18 protein-coding genes and 1 pseudogene are annotated in these 18433 nt (G+C 40.2%); 12 read left to right on the forward strand and 7 right to left on the reverse strand.

From position 1 onward, the window contains the following. The first annotated feature begins 5 nt into the window (after positions 1–5). Positions 6–263 (forward strand): hypothetical protein, encoded by a 258-nt coding sequence (locus L0Z67_RS09520; RefSeq protein WP_062569263.1) that lies wholly within the window; start codon positions 6–8, stop codon positions 261–263. A gap of 27 nt (positions 264–290) precedes the next feature. On the opposite strand, the gene L0Z67_RS09525 is transcribed toward L0Z67_RS09520, so the two are convergent. From L0Z67_RS09525 to L0Z67_RS09535, 3 genes are all read right to left on the reverse strand, one after another. Further along, a complete protein-coding gene (locus tag L0Z67_RS09525; protein WP_193987411.1) occupies positions 291–1658 on the reverse strand; it encodes a hypothetical protein in 1368 nt (455 codons plus the stop codon). A gap of 108 nt (positions 1659–1766) precedes the next feature. Beyond that, positions 1767–4469, reverse strand: coding sequence for a TonB-dependent receptor (locus tag L0Z67_RS09530; RefSeq protein ID WP_405127904.1), 2703 nt, complete (start codon positions 4467–4469; stop codon positions 1767–1769). A 559-nt stretch (positions 4470–5028) separates the two neighbouring features. Beyond that, positions 5029–5439, reverse strand: coding sequence for a hypothetical protein (locus L0Z67_RS09535; protein WP_405127905.1), 411 nt, complete (start codon positions 5437–5439; stop codon positions 5029–5031). A gap of 345 nt (positions 5440–5784) precedes the next feature. Here L0Z67_RS09535 and ccoN point away from each other — a divergent pair, with 345 nt between their 5' ends. From ccoN to ttcA, 11 genes are all read left to right on the forward strand, one after another. Next, positions 5785–7218 carry a cytochrome-c oxidase, cbb3-type subunit I gene (ccoN, locus tag L0Z67_RS09540; protein ID WP_062569267.1) on the forward strand — a complete coding sequence of 478 codons (1434 nt, stop codon included), beginning with the start codon at positions 5785–5787 and terminating at the stop codon, positions 7216–7218. Positions 7219–7230: 12 nt separating this feature from the next. Then, positions 7231–7905 (forward strand): cytochrome-c oxidase, cbb3-type subunit II, encoded by a 675-nt coding sequence (gene ccoO / locus L0Z67_RS09545; RefSeq protein WP_405127906.1) that lies wholly within the window; start codon positions 7231–7233, stop codon positions 7903–7905. A 5-nt stretch (positions 7906–7910) separates the two neighbouring features. Next, the gene (locus L0Z67_RS09550) at positions 7911–8096 is read left to right on the forward strand and encodes a cbb3-type cytochrome c oxidase subunit 3 (protein WP_062569269.1); all 186 of its coding nucleotides are present in this window, start codon (positions 7911–7913) and stop codon (positions 8094–8096) included. Then, positions 8093–9058: a cytochrome-c oxidase, cbb3-type subunit III gene (ccoP, locus tag L0Z67_RS09555; RefSeq protein ID WP_062569270.1), complete on the forward strand. Its 966-nt coding sequence runs from the start codon at positions 8093–8095 to the stop codon at positions 9056–9058. Before L0Z67_RS09550 ends, ccoP begins: the two co-directional genes overlap by 4 nt. A gap of 150 nt (positions 9059–9208) precedes the next feature. Beyond that, on the forward strand, positions 9209–9700 hold the full coding sequence (locus L0Z67_RS09560; protein WP_062569271.1) for a FixH family protein: 492 nt from the start codon (positions 9209–9211) through the stop codon (positions 9698–9700). Between the two features lie 9 nt (positions 9701–9709). Beyond that, a complete protein-coding gene (locus tag L0Z67_RS09565) occupies positions 9710–12085 on the forward strand; it encodes a heavy metal translocating P-type ATPase (RefSeq protein WP_405127907.1) in 2376 nt (791 codons plus the stop codon). Next, positions 12082–12249: a cbb3-type cytochrome oxidase assembly protein CcoS gene (gene ccoS / locus L0Z67_RS09570; RefSeq protein WP_036967866.1), complete on the forward strand. Its 168-nt coding sequence runs from the start codon at positions 12082–12084 to the stop codon at positions 12247–12249. Before L0Z67_RS09565 ends, ccoS begins: the two co-directional genes overlap by 4 nt. After that, positions 12242–12913, forward strand: coding sequence for a sulfite exporter TauE/SafE family protein (locus tag L0Z67_RS09575; protein WP_062569273.1), 672 nt, complete (start codon positions 12242–12244; stop codon positions 12911–12913). Before ccoS ends, L0Z67_RS09575 begins: the two co-directional genes overlap by 8 nt. 37 nt (positions 12914–12950) lie before the next feature. After that, the gene (locus L0Z67_RS09580) at positions 12951–13685 is read left to right on the forward strand and encodes an FNR family transcription factor (RefSeq protein WP_062569274.1); all 735 of its coding nucleotides are present in this window, start codon (positions 12951–12953) and stop codon (positions 13683–13685) included. A 101-nt stretch (positions 13686–13786) separates the two neighbouring features. After that, positions 13787–14710: a universal stress protein UspE gene (gene uspE, locus L0Z67_RS09585; RefSeq protein ID WP_062569275.1), complete on the forward strand. Its 924-nt coding sequence runs from the start codon at positions 13787–13789 to the stop codon at positions 14708–14710. Positions 14711–14805: 95 nt separating this feature from the next. Next, positions 14806–15714, forward strand: coding sequence for a tRNA 2-thiocytidine(32) synthetase TtcA (gene ttcA, locus L0Z67_RS09590; RefSeq protein WP_405127908.1), 909 nt, complete (start codon positions 14806–14808; stop codon positions 15712–15714). A gap of 69 nt (positions 15715–15783) precedes the next feature. Here the strand turns inward: ttcA and L0Z67_RS09595 are convergent, their stop codons facing one another. From L0Z67_RS09595 to L0Z67_RS09610, 4 genes and pseudogenes are all read right to left on the reverse strand, one after another. Beyond that, complete coding sequence (locus L0Z67_RS09595; RefSeq protein ID WP_405127909.1) at positions 15784–16359, reverse strand: NAD(P)H-dependent oxidoreductase; 576 nt, start codon at positions 16357–16359, stop codon at positions 15784–15786. A gap of 46 nt (positions 16360–16405) precedes the next feature. Continuing rightward, positions 16406–16765, reverse strand: coding sequence for a MerR family transcriptional regulator (locus L0Z67_RS09600; RefSeq protein ID WP_062569278.1), 360 nt, complete (start codon positions 16763–16765; stop codon positions 16406–16408). Between the two features lie 170 nt (positions 16766–16935). Next, positions 16936–17604, reverse strand: a complete 669-nt coding sequence (locus L0Z67_RS09605; RefSeq protein ID WP_237127809.1) for a DUF2987 domain-containing protein — start codon at positions 17602–17604, stop codon at positions 16936–16938. After that, a pseudogene (locus L0Z67_RS09610) lies at positions 17597–18414 on the reverse strand (glucosaminidase domain-containing protein). The gene L0Z67_RS09605 and the pseudogene L0Z67_RS09610 overlap by 8 nt, the downstream one beginning before the upstream one ends. Between the last annotated feature and the right edge of the window lie 19 nt (positions 18415–18433).

Consider the following 18433-nt stretch of genomic DNA (forward strand, 5'->3'; position numbering starts at 1 on the left):
TGACTATGAAAAAATATATGGTAATTGCTGCAACAGCGCTTGCATTAGCCGGCTGTTCAAAAGTAAGTTTAGAAAATTACGAAAAGATCAAAATCGGTATGGATAAAACAGAAGTAGAAGCCATTTTAGGCTCTGCTGATTCATGTGAGGAGAAAACCCTACACACGAACTGCATTTGGGGTAATAAAGATAAAAATATCGAAATAACGCTCGTTTCTGACAAAGTTTCGCTATACAGCAAAACAGGTTTGGGCGCTAAATAACTTCCTCGTAGGGCGGCTCAAGCTACCCTACTCCTTTTCTTCAGCTTGGCTGTAAATTTGTTCTATATTCACTATTTTGCTGCGGTTTAACGTAATTTTATAGCGTTGATACAAGGTTTCTTGCCCACTTTCACTGAACACAAGCACTAAATTTAATTGATATCGCCGCTCAACCGACTGTTTTGATATTTTATTGCTTTCTAAATGATAAAGCTTACCTTCACCCCGTTTTAAGTAACGAGCAAACGGCGCTAAACTAAAGTTAATTGTTTGCTGCAAGCTATCATAACCAGGTAAGAACTTTTTCGCATTAACTTGCGTTTCACTGGCAAAATGTAACCACTGTGCAGCCTGCTTATTTTGGTGGCGACGTTTTGAAAAGATTTTCCTTACCTTCAAAGGAATACGTTTGAAAGAGGTATACTCAAGCCAAATATATTGACTGGCTATTTTATCCTTTGTAATACTATTCCTAAACTGAAAACGCCACTTTGGACGCCCTCTAACAATAGCACGCCAAATAACCCGCGTGATATCTTCTTTAAATATCTCACGTAGGCCATAAATAACTCCTAATATCAAAATCAGCGTGGCCGTCACTTCAGTAAAGTTAGAACGCGCATTAAGCACAACAAGCATCACAAAAGCCATGATAACTGCTGTGACTGTGCCTTTAACCATACGCTTTAGGTAACTATTCAAGTAACGCGTATGTCGGCTTAAAATGACGCCATGCTCAATTAAGCGCTGCAGTAAACGCATCTTGTTCGTGATGCGATTGGCATCTTCTAAAGTGGATTGTGAGTTATATTCTTGCTCTTCTCTGTAGTTATTTTCCGCTTTACAAAATTGCAGTAGATCGCCCCGCTCTTTTGCATAGTCACTGCTACGTGGCCCCTCGTCTAGTAACTTCAAAAATGACTGTTCTACGTGCCAACTTAAATAATTATCTGCATTCTTATAAAATGGTAACAGCTTTTCATCATCTGGGGTGTAGCGTCTTAACTTTTTCAGAAGACCTTGCGTTTGTTCACAAAGCTCTTGTGCTGCGGGGTAAAATAATTCTGCATCTTTATATTGCAAGGTATCTTTAACATCGGCATTCAGTGCAAGCCTTACTTGGTAGCAATAGAGGTTTAAGTTTTGCCGATAATCTTGTTGTTCACCTTTATTTTTACTAACAAAGCGACTGCGTACTAAAGGTAAGTGAATGTTATTAGCGTTATAAGCTAAGTGCGATTTAAAATGGTTATTAAAATAGGATTCTTCACTGAGTGTTTGCGGGTTCACACTCATTTCATTGGGAATAGAGAAATACAGGTCGAGACGCTGCTCTGAACGTGGGTTAAGCTCAGGCTCAATAATAAAAGATAAGTTTTCGTCTTGTTTAAGCAATATTACCTCGTTTGTTAAAAATACCTCTATAGTTTACGCGTTGATAGACTTTCAGACAATAAAAAAGGCCCAGTAAAAACTGGGCCTTAGTATTCATTTCAAGCTAGATTAGAACTTAACGTTAATACCAGCGTGGAAACGACGACCTAGTACATCGTATGTGTACGGGTCAGTGTTTGAGTCATTGTTACCTGAGTAGTAAGGTGGCTCTTTATCAAACAAGTTGTTAACACCTGCAGATAACGTCACACGGTCAGATAGTAAGTATGAACCGCTGATGTCATGATAAACAACAGATGGTGTTGTAGGTGCTAAACAGCTTGATGGATCTGCTTGACAAGAGTAGCTATCCATACCAGCAATGTAACGTGCTTTATACGTTGCATCCCAGCTTTCGCCGCGAGCTGATAATGTAAAGTTAGACTTAAGGTCAGCATAACCACCTAGGCCAGAAGTGATAAGGCCAGCGTAATCAACAGTGTCATCAAGAACCGTTACAACGTACTCGTCTAGGTATGTTGTATCAAGCGTTGCTCTCCAGTTAAGGCCTGCAGCTTCGAAGCTGTATGTTAAGTTAAGGTCAAAACCAGATGTTTCTTCAGAACCAATGTTTTGTAATTGGTTATTGAATTTAACACGGCCAGTGCTGTCCATGCTGATGTTAGCAGATTGGCAAAGTGTCGTACTTGCGTTGCTTGAAGTAGCTAAACATTGATCAACAATATATTGCTCATTCACAGATGCAATCGCATTCTCGATTTCAATCTTGTAGTAATCAAGTGTCATGCTGAAACCGTCTAGCCACTCTGGGTCATATACGATACCAGCAGTTAGCGTGTCAGCTTCTTCTGGAGTAAGTAGTGAGTTACCACCAACAGTTACTTCAGCTTGCTGTTGGGCACCAGGGAAGTTAATTTGTTCAAATGATGGTGAATTACCTGAGTAAAGCTCATCAACAGTCGGCGCACGGAATGCTGTTGAAACAACGCTACGTAGCATTAATTCATCGTTTGCTTTCCATGTTAAACCTAGTTTCCACGTTTCGTCAGAACCAAATGTGCTGTAGTCAAACGCACGGATAGCAGCGCTTAGTTCAACATTTTGTGCAAATGGTGCATCAGCTAATAGTGGTAATGCAAACTCAACATATGCTTCATTTACGTCAAAGCCACCTGCTGTTGGTTCAACTGGAGGATCATTTGCCAAACCTTGTGCTGTTAGAGAGTCAGGTGTGTACCATGCTTTCTCTTGACGACGTTCAACACCTGCAGCGAATGCAGCGTAACCAGCTGGCATTTCGAACATTTCACCTGAAACTGATGCAGCTAGAATAAATAACTGGCTACCACCATTGTTTACTTCCGTGTAAACATTCTTACGGAAGTCATCAGAAACCCATGCAGCTTGATCTAGCGGGTTGAAAGTACCTTCCAGGATTTGGTCTTGGATAGCACCCATGTTGTGAAGGTTGCTTAGCTTATCTACTGAGTCGTTACGACCGAAGTTAGCTGAAACGTCCCAAGAGTAATCACCGATGAAACCTTGTGCACCAACAACAGCACGTACAGTATCAACAGATTGTTCGAAGTAACGAGCACCTGTGTCAGACATACGACGACCGTAAGAAATCTTATCACCATATTGGTAGTTTCTTTCTTGAGTCACGTAGCTGCCATCAGCATTTTTATCTAGGTAGCCGTCACCATCAAGGTCAACACGCTCATCATAGCTTTGGCTAAGAAGTGCGTTACCCATGTTTTCAGTGTATTCGAAATCGAACCATACTGGTTGTGGAGCCATTTGTTGCTCTGACCAACGCTTAGTGTATGTGAATTCAGTGAATAACGACGTATCGTCAGATAATTCGTATGTCGCGATACCAGTAAGGTTTAAACGCTCCATTGGCGTGTAAAGGTAGCTAGCTGGTGAGTAGTTGTATGCATCAGCATTGCCATAGCGGTGATAATCACCACCACGACCTGTTACACCGCTGTCGTTGATAAGAGATACTGGCGTATCTTCACCTTTAGCGTTAACAGTTAGGCCTTTCTCGCCATTACCATTCCAAATGTGACCGCCTTCATTGTATGAAGAACCAGTACAGTATAGGCCATTGCTACCTTCAGCCAGAGGACACTCAGAGAAGTCGCGGTCTGCTTGAGAAGCTTTACCACGGTCAGTGTACTGCATACCGATTACGATATTACCTTTGTCAAAAGATGTACCTACAGTGAAGTCAATTGAGTTTTCTGTAGCATCGCCTTCGCCAGTGATCGCAGTATTTGCGTTCATGTCTAGGCCTTCGAAATCATCTTTAAGGATAATATTTACAACACCTGCTACTGCGTCAGTACCGTATACAGCTGATGCGCCATCTTTAAGTACTTCAACAGAACGGATCATTGAAACTGGGATAGTATTTAAGTCAACAGTCGATGCTGCGCCTGTACCAGAAGCGATCATACGACGACCGTTTACAAGTACTAATGTACGACTAGAACCTAAACCACGTAAATCGATACGTGCGTTACCGCCTGAACCATTATTGATACCAGGGTTAGTCATCGCGCCGCCAGTGGCAGTCATTTTTTGTAATACGCTATCGATGCTTGTTGCACCCATTGCTTTAATGTCATCAGCGCCAATAATTGTTACTGGGCTAGCGTTTTCCATATCAGAACGCTTGATGCGTGAACCAGTAACTTGAATCTTTTCGATTGACTCAGCTGCGTCATCAGCAGCTAAAGCTTGCATGCTTGAGAACATTGGGATAGCTGAAACAACAGCTAAACCAAGAATTGATTTTTTCATGTGAAAACCCTACTTGTTGGAAATTTACCTTTAGTTAGGTAGCGCTCGTTATTATTAGAATCACGAGTCAGCGGGAGGCAACTTAGGCGGGTTTAACTGAATGAAAACTGAATGATGGATTAAATAAAATACAACCCAAATTTTCAGTACCCCTTACAGGTAATAAAGTTTCACGATGTGTCAATGTTAATAATAAAAAACACTTGTATTACATGTAGATAAAAAAGGTGAGACACAAAAAAAATACCAATGAAACTAATTGTATTCACTTTGTAATCAAATGTAATTGCTCAGCAAATATTCCTATCTATGAAATTTTTACAAGTTGATCACACATCATTATAAAAACCGTAATAGGTCAATAAATCTGCTAACCATAGTTATTCACAAAAACTAACTAAATAGATAAAGTTAGCTTACTAATGCATTATTAGGGGATGAATATTGTAATAAGTTCCAACTTTTAACGTTTTTTGTTGAAAAAACTGATGAAACTTTTAAGTGCGGCTATAGATAGTGGAAATAAACTTCTAAGCACTTGCTTTTAAAGGAGTTCTTATTAATAACGAGAGTCAAAGTAATAAAATAGACTGTGTGTTTGATCATCCGTATCTATATAAGATACAGTCATTTTCCAAGTCATTACTTTTTCTGAGCATAAACCAACCATGGTATCTGCATGCCAGTAATTGGTGCCCTTTTTAAATTGCAAAGGTATGTAACCCATATACATAGTCACCCCTTCAAGTTTCGATGAACTGATGCTTGCCCCATCAGGAAGCTTTAAATTAATTGTAAATGGGGTTTCAGGAGTAATGTTGGGTGCTGAAAGCCAAACTTCAGTTTTATTAGCAAATAAGCAATGCTCATTATTTTTACAGGTTGCAGATACACTTGGCTCTTCTATACTTCTCCTATCACAAGCAGTGACTAAAAGGCACAAGGTTAGAAGAAGTGGGATGTTTTTCATTTTTATTTGCCTGTAAAAATAAAACGGATACTAGTCAGCCGCGCTATAAAAAACAACTATGTTAAATTGAATGACTTAAAAAAACACAATGGCTGACAAAAAATAACCAACAAAACGTTAAAATTTGATTGATGTCATAATTTTATGCAATTGACCTATCTTTTTAAGGTCAAAAATTTTATCATTTCCATCGCAAAAATAAGGGTTTCTCGAGTTTGTTTTCTGAAGTTAACGTCTTTGGCTAGCTTTAGGTAACACGCTTGTGAAGTAATAGTAGGGCCCGCTTATTTTACAGTAGGTGGGTAATTCATTTCTAAACGCATTAATTGCAGCGGAAGCCAGAAAATGAGCCAAACAGTAGCATCACAAACTGAGTACAACTATAAGGTTGTACGCCAATTCGCTATTATGACAGTGATTTGGGGCATCGTTGGCATGAGTGTTGGGGTTCTGATTGCTGCCCAATTAGCTTGGCCAGCACTTAACTTTGATACACCATGGTTAACATACTCTCGACTACGTCCGTTACATACGAACGCAGTAATTTTCGCATTTGGTACGAGTGCACTTTTTGCGACGTCTTATTACGTCGTACAACGTACGTGTCAAACGCGACTTTTCTCAGATAAACTAGCAGCCTTTACCTTCTGGGGATGGCAACTTGTTATCGTACTAGCAGCGATTACCTTACCTCTAGGTATCACAAGCTCAAAAGAATACGCAGAACTAGAATGGCCAATCGATATTCTTATCGCGGTTGTTTGGGTTACCTATGCGGTTGTATTCTTTGGTACGCTAATCAAACGCAAAGTGTCGCACATTTATGTTGCGAACTGGTTCTACGCTGGTTTCATAATTACTGTCGCTGTATTACACATTGTAAACAGCATGGCAATTCCAGTTTCACTCACTAAATCTTACTCTATCTACGCAGGTGCTGTAGATGCGATGGTTCAGTGGTGGTACGGTCATAACGCTGTTGGTTTCTTATTAACTGCAGGTTTCCTAGGTATGATGTACTACTTCGTACCAAAACAAGCAGGTCGCCCTGTTTATTCATACCGCCTATCGGTCGTTCACTTCTGGGCACTTATCTCTTTATATATTTGGGCTGGTCCTCACCACCTTCATTACACGGCTCTACCTGACTGGACACAAAGCTTAGGTATGGTTATGTCAGTGATCCTATTCGTTCCATCTTGGGGTGGTATGATCAACGGTATCATGACGTTATCAGGTGCTTGGCATAAGCTACGTACTGACCCAGTATTACGTTTCTTAGTTGTTTCTCTCTCTTTCTACGGTATGTCTACGTTTGAAGGCCCGATGATGGCTATCAAGTCAGTTAACGCGCTTTCTCACTACACTGACTGGACTGTAGGTCACGTACACTCAGGTGCACTAGGTTGGGTTGCAATGATTTCTATCGGTGCTATCTATCACCTAATCCCTGCACTATTCTCACAAGGCCGTATGTACAGTGTTAAATTAGTTAACACGCACTTCTGGTTACACACTGTGGGTGTTGTCCTATACATCGTAGCAATGTGGATCTCAGGTGTTATGCAAGGTCTAATGTGGCGTGCAGTAAACTCAGACGGTACGTTAATGTACAGCTTCGTACAGTCTTTAGAAGCTTCATACCCGTTCTATATCATGCGTTTCCTAGGCGGTGTATTCATCGTAACAGGTATGCTAATTATGGCTTACAACGTTTATCGTACTGTTGCTGCGAAAAAAGACTCGCTGCAATTAGACGCTGACGCACAATTGGCATAACGGAGTAGAACGATGAGCAATAATAATTCACAAAACAAACACGAAATAGTCGAAAAAAATGTTGGCCTAATGGCTATCTTGACTGTCTTCGCAATCAGCTTTGGTGCACTTGTTGAAATTACTCCACTAATGTTCCAAAACGATACAACTAAACCTGTTGATGGCCTACGCCCTCTTACAGCTTTAGAAATGGAAGGTCGCGACATTTATGTACGTGAGGGTTGTTACAACTGTCACTCACAAATGATTCGTCCATTCCGTGACGAAGTTGAGCGTTACGGTCACTACTCTGTAGCTGGTGAATCAGTATGGGATCACCCATTCCAATGGGGTTCTAAGCGTACTGGTCCGGACCTAGCTCGTGTTGGTGAACGCTATTCAGACGATTGGCATCATGCTCACTTAATGGACCCACGTGCTGTGGTTCCAGAGTCAAATATGCCAGCGTTTCCTTGGTTAGACGAAAACAGAGTCGATACGACCCATACTCTTAAAAAGCTTCAAATATTCCGTGATAGTTTCGGGATCGACAAAGCGAGTAGCCGTTACGACGGTAAAGGTTATGGAAGCGACGAAGAGCTACAAGCTGACATTGCGAAAATTGAAGCCATGAACAATGGTGAAGGCGCAACTGAAATGCAAGCTCTAATCGCTTACTTACAACAGCTTGGCACACACTTGAAGTAATTATTATGGATTACGGAACATACAGAGGCATTTTGACTCTGGTAATTTTAGTACTGTTTATTGTGATTGTTGTATGGGCATACAGCAAGCGTAGCAAAAGTCGTTTTGATGACGCTGCCAATGCCATATTTGAAGATGAAAAAAAACACAACAACACAATCTCTAACGAGGAAAAGGAGTCTGAGAAATGACTAGCTTTTGGAGTATATGGGTTATCGTTTTAACCCTTGCGTGTCTTGCTATCATCTTCGGCCTACTTCTGTGGAACTTAAAAAACTACACAGGTGTTAAAGAAGGTGAGAGCTGTGGTCACGAGTTTGATGGCATTGAAGAGCTAAACAATCCACTACCAAAGTGGTGGACTTACATGTTCTTCGCGACATTTATTTGGTCTGTATACTACCTTGCAGCTTACCCAGGTTTAGGTAACTGGGAAGGTTTAGGTAAGTGGACAAGTTCTAACCAAGGTATCACCTCTTTAGAAGAGTCTAAAAAGGCAACTGAGCAAGCATTAGCTAATGGTGAAAACGTTCAATTAGACCAAGAGTTTATCGCAGCTGATGAGCGTTTCGGCCCTATCTTTGAAGCATTTGCTAAACAAGATATTGAGACACTGGTTAAAGATGAAAAAGCGCTTGAAATTGGTCAACGTTTATTCTCTCAAAACTGTGCGCAATGTCATGGTTCAGATGCACGTGGTGGTCAAGGCTTCCCTAACCTAACGGATAACGATTGGTTGTATGGCGGCACACCAGATAAAATCAAAGAAACACTTCTTCATGGTCGTGTTGCTGCGATGCCACCTTGGGGTGATGCATTAGGTGAGCAAGGCATTAAAGAAATGACAGCTCACGTACTAAGCCTATCTGGCCGTACTGTTAACCAAAAAGACGCTGAAGCAGGTGCAGCTAAGTTTGCAATGTGTGCTGCGTGTCACGGTGCTGACGGTAAAGGTTCAGTAGCTCATAACTTACCATTTGGTGCACCTAACCTCACAGATAACATCTGGTTATATGGTGGTTCTAAACGTGCCGTTGAAGAAACACTTATCAATGGCCGTGCAGGTGTTATGCCAGCATGGAAAGACATTTTAGGTGAAGATAAAGTACACCTGTTAACAGCGTACGTTTACAGCTTGTCACAAGAAAAATAACCACGCGGTTAATAAAATGTATATTCAATTAATCTTTTAATTCAATAGATTAATTAAGATCAAAAAAGCCTCCATCTGGAGGCTTTTTTTTAGTCTTTTGCTTTTAGATCCGATAAAATGCGTACAACGTTTTTAAAGGTAGTAAGTACTATGAACCCCACTCCTTGGTATAAAAATTTTTGGCCTTGGTTTTTAATCTCTTTTCCACTTGCCGCTATCATTGGTTGTGCTGGTCTTATTTACATGGCTATTGGCAACGGGCCCGACATGGTTGTCGATGACTATTATAAAAAAGGCAAAGCTATCAACCTTGAACTCAGTAAATTTAACAAAGCAAAGGCGCTCTATTTGCATGGTGACTTAAATGTGACCGACGACAAAGTCACGTTTGTTTTCACTAAAGGTGATGCGAGTAATGTACATTCTTTAAAAATGTCATTTTACCACCGCACCATTAAAGCAAACGATTTTGATGTTAGCCTGATGAAAAACGCCCATGGCGATTTCACCGCCCTATTAGATGCGCATGTAAATGGTGCTTACACAGTGTTTATTGAACCTATTGATGGTAGTTGGAAACTAAAAGAAGATATTATTCTACCAACTGAAAAAACAATTTCGATTAGCCCTGAATATAAGTAGTAAACTCTGATGTCTGATAATTGCTTTCATTGTCTTGAAAGTGTGCCAAAAGGCTTTAATGCGACTGTCGAAATAGATGGTAAGGCACAACCTATGTGTTGTATTGGCTGCCAAACGGTTGCTGAGAATATCGTCGCCCAAGGCATGACCGATTACTATAAATTCAGAACAGTGCGCTCTGGCAAGGTAGAACAACTTGTACCAGAGCAACTGGAATTAATTAAAAGCTACGATAACGAAGATATTCAAGACGAATTTATTTCAGCCTCCAACGACTTATCTGAGGTGCTTCTCACCGTTGAAGGTATAACGTGTGCGGCATGTGCTTGGTTAATTGAAAAACAGTTACTTAATTTAAAAGCAATTAAGCGCGTGGATGTAAATACATCAACTAATCGTGCCATGATCCAGTGGGATAAATCGGCCACACCGCTTAGCCAAATTATCACCTCGTTACACGAAATCGGCTATAAAGCATATCCGTTTCAGGCTGACTTGGAAGCCAGTCAAAAACAACAAGCCGCAAAAGCGTACATCCGCCGTTTAGGTGTGGCGGGCCTAATGACCATGCAGGTTATGATGTTCGCTTTTGCCATGTATTTTGGCATGTTCTCGGGCATGGAAGAAGACTTTGAACAATACTTTCGATGGATAAGCTTAGTACTTGCATCACCCGTTATCCTATACAGTGCCCTACCATTTTTAACCAATGCCATTAATGGGTTAAAAGCCAAGCAGTTGAACATGGACTTACCCGTATCTTTAGCTATTTTTGGTGCTTACGGGGCAAGCTGTTATGCCACTTTAATGTCTGTTGGCGAAGTTTATTTTGAATCTATCTGTATGTTTACCTTCTTATTATTATTAGGTAAATATTTAGAATTTAGAGCCCGTTTAAAAGCCAGTGAGTTCACTGCTAATCTACAAAAATTACTGCCTCTTACCGCCCGTATTATCGATAGAAACAATCAAGAATCGATTATTGCCGCTAAAAAGCTAAAACTAGGTGATATTGTTTTAATTAAAGCCGGTGAAACCATCCCTGCCGATGGTGTCGTAATCAAAGGTAAAACAACTGTTGATGAAGCCATGATGACAGGCGAGCATCAACCTGTTAATAAATTTGTAAGCCATCAAGTTTTCGCTGGCACCATTAACCATGATGGTGTAATCAGTATTGAAATTAACAAAATTGGTCAAAACACACTGCTTAATCAAATTATTAGACTGCAACACACAGCACTAACCAAGCGCCCAAGATTAGTTGAAATCACTGATAAAGTGGCACAGTGGTTTGTTGCTTGTTTATTACTGTTTGCCTCAATAACAGCAATTGGTTGGTATCAAATAGACCCTGAACATGCCTTTTGGATTACTATTTCTGTGCTTGTCGCAACCTGCCCTTGTGCGCTGAGTTTAGCGATTCCAACTGCGCTAACTTGTGCGGTTGCCAGTCTCACTAAACGCGGTATCTTAATTAAACAAGCCCATGTGTTAGAAACGCTACCACAATTAACAGATATCGCCTTTGATAAAACAGGCACCTTAACGCAAGGTCGGTTTACCATAGAGCGAGTTGAAATGGTAAACAGTAGTTATAGTGAAGCAGATGTATTACGCTTAGCCGCTCAACTTGAGAGCTTCTCTGAGCACCCGATTGCCAATGCATTCGCTGGTTATAACGACACTGTGAATCAAATAGAAAATGTTACCATCGAGCCTGGTAAAGGCATTACAGCTGAGCTTAATGATCAACATCTTGCGATAGGTAAAAGTGGTTGGTTTGATACTGACAAAGCGGATGCACAAGCAACGTTATATATCAACAAACAAGTTATTGCTCGTTTTTATTTGGCTGACAGCTTACGTGATAACGCAGAAAAATTGATTACTAAACTTCATTCACAGCAGCTCAAGTGCCATATGTTAACGGGCGATGCGTCAAACAGTGGTGAGCGACTCGCAAAGCAGCTAAATCTAGATACCGTGCATGCAGCATGTAGCCCTCGTGATAAACAAACTCATGTTGAAGCACTTGCAGGTAAAGGTGCCATTGTTGCTATGGTGGGTGATGGTGTCAATGACAGCCCTGTATTTGCCAGCGCGCATTTATCTATTGCCATGGAAACAGGGGCTGATATTTCCAAAAATAGTGCAGATGTGGTATTACTCAACAGTGACTTAAATGCAATTGAACACTTGCTCACTGTATCGAAAAAAACGCGTCGAATTGTGAAGCAAAACTTGGCGTTGTCACTCATTTATAATGGTTCGATTTTACCACTGGCTGCTCTTGGCCTCGTTGCACCTTGGATGGCTGTAATTGGTATGTCTGCAAGCTCCATTCTGGTTATTACTAACTCATTAAGGTTATTAAAACTATGAGTATTATCTATATGCTAATCCCTATTGCTATATTATTTGTAATTATTGCAATTGGCGTTTTCTTTTGGGCTGTAAAAAGCGAACAATTTTCTGATTTAAATAAGCAAGGCCACAGCATCTTATTTGAAGACGACAAAGAGCAACATAATAAAAGTAATGATTGACCCCCTATTTATCAGCGCCTTTGTTATGGGTTTGCTCGGGAGTGGGCATTGTCTTGCTATGTGCGGTGGTATAGCAAGCAGTTTACAGCTTGCTGCAAAAAAACAACAAGCTGTCAGTTATTCTGTTGCTTACAATCTTGGCAGAGCGCTAAGTTATATGCTTGCTGGCGCACTAGTCGCTGGGATCAGTAGCAAATTTGCCGCACAAAATTCTCAGTTAGCCATTGTATTATCCTTCCTCAGCGGCCTATTCATGCTACTCGTTGGAATTTACATTATGCGTTTAGCTGCCACTTTACAATGGCTTGAGAAACTTGGAAAAACTCTAATATGGCAGCATTTAGTCAAACTTAATCGCCACCTTTTGCCGGTTAACTCCCTACCAAAAGCATTATTATATGGTGCATTATGGGGCTGGCTTCCTTGTGGCTTGGTTTATTCGGCGTTAACATGGGCATTAACAAGCCCATCAGCAGCACATGGCGCCGGTGTTATGCTCTTTTTTGCACTAGGTACCTTCCCTGCAATGGTCAGTGTTGGGCTTGTTAGCCATAAAATAAACACTTTTTTAAACCATGTTTGGACTAGGGTTATTCTAGGAAGTGTAATAATATGGTACGGTATATACTTATTAATTATAGCAACCGATAAACTCGTTCATTAGTATTCGTGTTGTTAACTTATTTGAATGGATTGGATGTATGGACTTTTCTCAAAACAAGTCAAAAAGCTTATGTACGATTAGCTGCAACAATTGCAGTATCAGTCAGCTATGTTTGCCATTTTCACTCAATGGTCAGGAAATGGATCGACTTGATGAAATTATTGAACGTAAAAAGCCACTCCACAAAGGCGATTACCTTTTCGAGTCTGGAGCAAGCCTTAATGCAATCTATGCAGTACGCTCAGGGTCATTCAAATCTTATACACTTTCTGAGCAGGGTGATGAACAAATAACGGGTTTCCACTTAGCGGGCGATCTTGTTGGCTTTGATGCTATAAATAAAATGGCACATCAAAGCTTCTCACAAGCACTTGAAACCTCTATGGTATGTGAAATTCCATTTGATACCCTTGACGAGTTAGCAGGTAAGCTCCCTAAGCTACGTCAGCAAATTATGCGTTTGATGAGTAACGAAATTAACTATGACCAAGAAATGCTGCTACTACTCAATAAAAAATCTGCTGAAGAACGTTTAGCCAGCTTTATTTTTAATCTCGCTGAGCGTTTTGGCGAACGCGGCTTTTCACGCAAAGAGTTTCGTTTAACCATGACACGCGGAGAAATCGGCAACTATCTGGGTTTAACCGTTGAAACGATTAGTCGTCTACTAAGTCGCTTCCAAAAAGCGGGGCTTATCAAGGTTGAAGGTAAGTTTATTACGATTTTAGATCAACAAGCGCTGGCAACAACTGCTGCTATCAAATGTAAATAGAGTTTGATTTAGCGCAACTTTATCTGGCTTGCCCCTTTAACTGTTCTGAATATAGGTTACACTCAACCTATACTTTTTGCGGAACAGTTAAGGAGCAGCACATGGACGCAATTAAACGAATCCTAGCAGTTATAGACCCAACTAAAGAACACCAACATGGCTTAAGCCGTTCAATTGATTTGGCGAAAAAATCTGGCGCCACCATCACCGCATTCCTCAGTATCTATGATTTTTCTTATGAAATGACCACTATGCTTTCCAGTGATGAGCGAGAAGCCATGCGCGAAGCTGTTATCAAAGATAGGCAAGTCTGGTTAGATGAGCAAATTGCACTCTACCCTGAACTTAGCATAGAGTCGTGTGTTGTTTGGCATAATCGCCCTTACGAAGCGATTATTAATACTGTTATTAATGATGGATTTGATCTTGTCGTCAAAGGCACACATCAGCATGACACTCTAAAATCGGTTATTTTCACTCCCACTGATTGGCACCTTATTCGTAAGTGCCCTGCCCCTGTATTACTCGTTAAAGAAAAAGAGTGGCCGGCTCAGGGCAATATTTTAGCTGCCGTTAATGCCGTAACTGAAAATGAACAACATCTAGAGCTAAATAAACGTATCATCAATGACGCCCGCTTTATTTGTGAACTCGCAAATGCGCAGCTTAATCTTGTTAATGCTTACCCAGCAACGCCGGTAAACATTGCGATTGAAATCCCCGAGTTCAACCCAGGCGTTTATAACGAATCAGTAAAGAAACATCATTTTGAATCAACCTTAGCGCTTGCAAAGAGCTTTTCAATTAGTGAAGAACACTGTCATATTGAAGAAGGTTTACCTGAAGATGTTATTCCTGATGTTGCCGCTAAGCTCAACAGCGAATTAGTGGTTATTGGTACGGTAGGACGCACAGGTTTGAGCGCCGCACTGGTTGGTAACACAGCCGAGCATGTAATTGATAGTCTTGATTGCGATGTATTAGCATTGAAACCTGATGGCTACATCAGTCCCCTTGCAAAATAATTAACCGTGCAAAGGGTAACTAACAATTGTTGTTTCCCCGCGCTTCCAATATAATACGCCCCTTTATTTTACCCATGTATTTTTAAGGGGGCGTAGTGTCTCACTCAGTAGAAGCTAAAGCGCAATATAACTTTAATAAGTTACAAAAACGCTTACGTCGATTAACCGGCCAAGCCGTGATGGACTTTAATATGATCGAAGAAGGCGATCGTATCATGGTGTGTTTATCAGGTGGTAAAGACAGCTACACCCTATTGGATACTCTGCAACATTTGCAACGCGTTGCGCCAATTAAGTTTGACTTATTTGCAGTCAATCTTGATCAGAAGCAACCAAGTTTTCCTGAGCATGTGTTACCCGAATACCTAGACAAGCTTGGTATTGAATACAAAATAGTAGAAGAAGACACCTACAGTATTGTCACCGATATTATTCCTGAAGGTAAAACAACCTGCTCGCTTTGCTCGCGCCTTCGTCGTGGTATTTTATATCGCACAGCAAAAGAAATGGGGGCAACCAAAATAGCCTTAGGTCATCATCGTGATGACATGATTGAAACACTTTTCTTAAACATGTTCTATGGCGGTAAATTAAAGAGCATGCCTGCTAAATTAATGAGTGATAATGGCGAGCACATGGTTATTCGCCCACTTGCTTATTGTAAAGAAACTGATATTGAAAAATATGCAGACCGTATGGCGTTTCCTATCATTCCTTGTAACCTGTGTGGTTCACAAGAAAATTTACAGCGTAAGCACACTAAAGCAATGCTTGCTGAGTGGAATAAACAACACCCAGGCCGCATTGAAAGTATTTTTACAGCAATGCAAAACGTTGTACCGTCACACTTAGCTGACAATGCCTTATTTAACTTTAAAGACCTTCAAACCGGTGGTGACGTAATTGATGGCGGTGATATCGCTCTAGATAAGCCTGATATCCCGAAACAACCTGCGCTTGAACAAGAGCAGGAAAATAACGTAGTAACAATTAATTTAAGCTAACCAGCTCTATTCAATATGCTAAAAAGGAGAGTCACTCGCTCTCCTTTTTAATTTTAGAACACAAATAGTCTAAGTAACTTTCGCTCCTAATTGAGCTGCTTTGTTAAGCCACGCTTTTCTTTTATCACTACTAGAGTTTATAACGGGCCCAAAGTATGTGGTGGCTTTATTTTTAATCCCTGAAAAGTCTAAAATACAATGTTTAAAGTTCTTATAGATAACATTGCCTTGAATGTATTTATACCAAAAGACAGGGGTATCTAACGTTACTAGCAACTCGGATGTACGCCCTTTTAATAACTTTTGCGGTATAGATTTACCCTCAACATATTTAAACGAAAACCCTGGTAAAAAAACTCTATCAATCGCCCCTTTAAACTTAGCAGGCATTGTTCCCCACCAAACAGGGCTAACTATCACAATATGTTCGGCCCAAAGGATTTTCTTTTGCAGATCGGCTAAACAAGGCTCTAACTCAATTACTTCATCGTAGCCTTCTGCTAAATTTATTGCGAAATTCAAGTCACCAATATGAACTTGTTTCACATCGTGTTTTTTTATCGCAACAGCGGCATACTGCTCTGCTAAAGATTTACACAAGCTCATTGATTTTGGGTTCGCATTAATTACTAATATTCTTTTCATACACTTACATATCCATTTACAGTAAGGATACAGTGTAAACTCTCACCTAAGGGTGAGAGTCAAGTTCTTGAATACACTTATCAATTGAAATTCGATAATTTTTAATACGCTGTCTTTGGAGTTCAAGCTGCTTTATATTTTCTTCGACTAGAGCTTGCTTTTGAATGAGGTAATGGCTGACTGCCTGCCAATCAAAATCCTCATTTTCTCCCTTTAAAGCAACCATATCTGACAAGGCAACACCTAGAGTTTGAGCCTCTTTTATTAATTTGATTAGATGAATATTCTCTTGGCTATAAACTCGATACTTGCCTCGGCGAGAAACAGTCAGTAGCCCAACTGATTCATAAAGTCTTATCGCTCTTTGTGTTGCCCCTGTCAGTTTTGATGCCTCATTGATATACATTCGAACTTCCTTATTCATCAAATCAATTTATATAACACGCTTTATTGTATTTATGTGAGCGTGTTAACTATCAACATCTGTCATATTAAATACTTAAGGAGTAATTTGAAATCAATAAAAAAGGACCTGTTAAGATCCTTTTTTTGAAAAGCTAACTATGCTGGCAAATATTATTTCGCAATCCAAGGAGTTGCACTTAATAACGCTCCATTATTACTAAGACGAGTTTCATCCTCCTCCCAGTCGTCAGTAACATTAATAAAACAGCGATTTTCTTTACAGCTAACTCCTGCTGCTGACATTGCATCTGTGCTATCAAACTTCAACACAACGCCTTTTTGTTCAGGTAACAGGAACCACATTAGTTTGCTCACAAAAAACCCTGAAAGGTCGGAGAGTAGTTCATCAAATTCTTGGTCAAGAGCAAATAGATTCGCTTTTGTTAATGCGAACTCATCCAGTTGTGTTGCCTCAATCTGTAACTTAAGCTGACAATCATGTTTAGGATTCATAGGCTGTACCACAATCACAGCTTTGTCAGTATCTAACTGTTTATCAAAAGGCAGTAAAAGCTGCGCTTGATCAGTATAAGTTAGATCAAACTCTTGTTGTTCTGTAATGATTTTTCCTGATTTAATGGTACATACTTCGTTAGTCGCAATATCAGTTAAATAGAAATTCACTTGTGCATATTGAAACTCACCTTTATTAACCACTTTTAAGCGGTCATAAAAACCATCGTAGGCTACAACAAACTCACTCGCCGCGACCTTAAAACTTGAAAAGCTCAAAGCCGCAACAGCACCAATTACTTTCAACCATGAAACCGTTTTATTCATCAAAGTATGCTCTGTTTTGATTAATCATTGTGTTTAATTCTTCTATGTACGCTTCACCACGCTCAGAGTATGACATCAACCCGTGTGTTAGCTTCGTCGCTTCAATAGGTTTTTGCTGACGTCGTAAGTCTTCACGAATTGAGCGCAAATCTGAATATGCTGCGTGGGTATTAATATTTTTAAAATAAGAACTGACTGCTGCACGCACAGACTTAAATGCAGTAACTTCGTGTGCGGCTTCATTTGCACGGCGTCGAGGAACCATGCCACAGCCCTTTTTGTAGCACCACTGGCCAAAAAAGTTTAAGCCAATTCTTGCAAAGCGAGATGTTCCCCAAGCTGACTCATTTGCAGCCTGCATAAGTGCAAGTTCTTTGGGTATGATATCAACACGCCGTAATGCTTGCGTAAGTGATAAAACATCCAGTGAGCTAGGTAACTTGTAGCTGGCTAAGATTTTTTTAATATCTTGTTTTTGCTTGTTAGATAAAGGCTCATTAAACTCAAGCATCATGCGGGCAATTTCTAACGTTGCACGTTGCTGTAAAATCTTTTTATTTTCAGCTTCAATGTGCGGACGAATAAAATCAAAAAAAGCATGCTTTTTTTCTTTTACATCTGTAAAGCTCGAAAAGTCAGGCAGCTTTACATTATGTAAAGGTTTCTCTTTTTTTGTACACGTTGTGTTCCTTTTTTTGTGCTGTCTGATTGTTCTACGCCTTCAACAACATGGTCTGTATTTATAAATGGATAAAGTAATGCCCAAGTAAAGAAAGCAGTAAGTAAGCCTCGAAAAAGGTATTTAAACATGTATTCTCTCAAGTAAACA

The sequence above is a fragment of the Pseudoalteromonas sp. PB2-1 genome, from assembly GCF_045040605.1.
In the GTDB taxonomy this organism is placed as follows: Bacteria; Pseudomonadota; Gammaproteobacteria; order Enterobacterales; family Alteromonadaceae; genus Pseudoalteromonas; species Pseudoalteromonas arabiensis.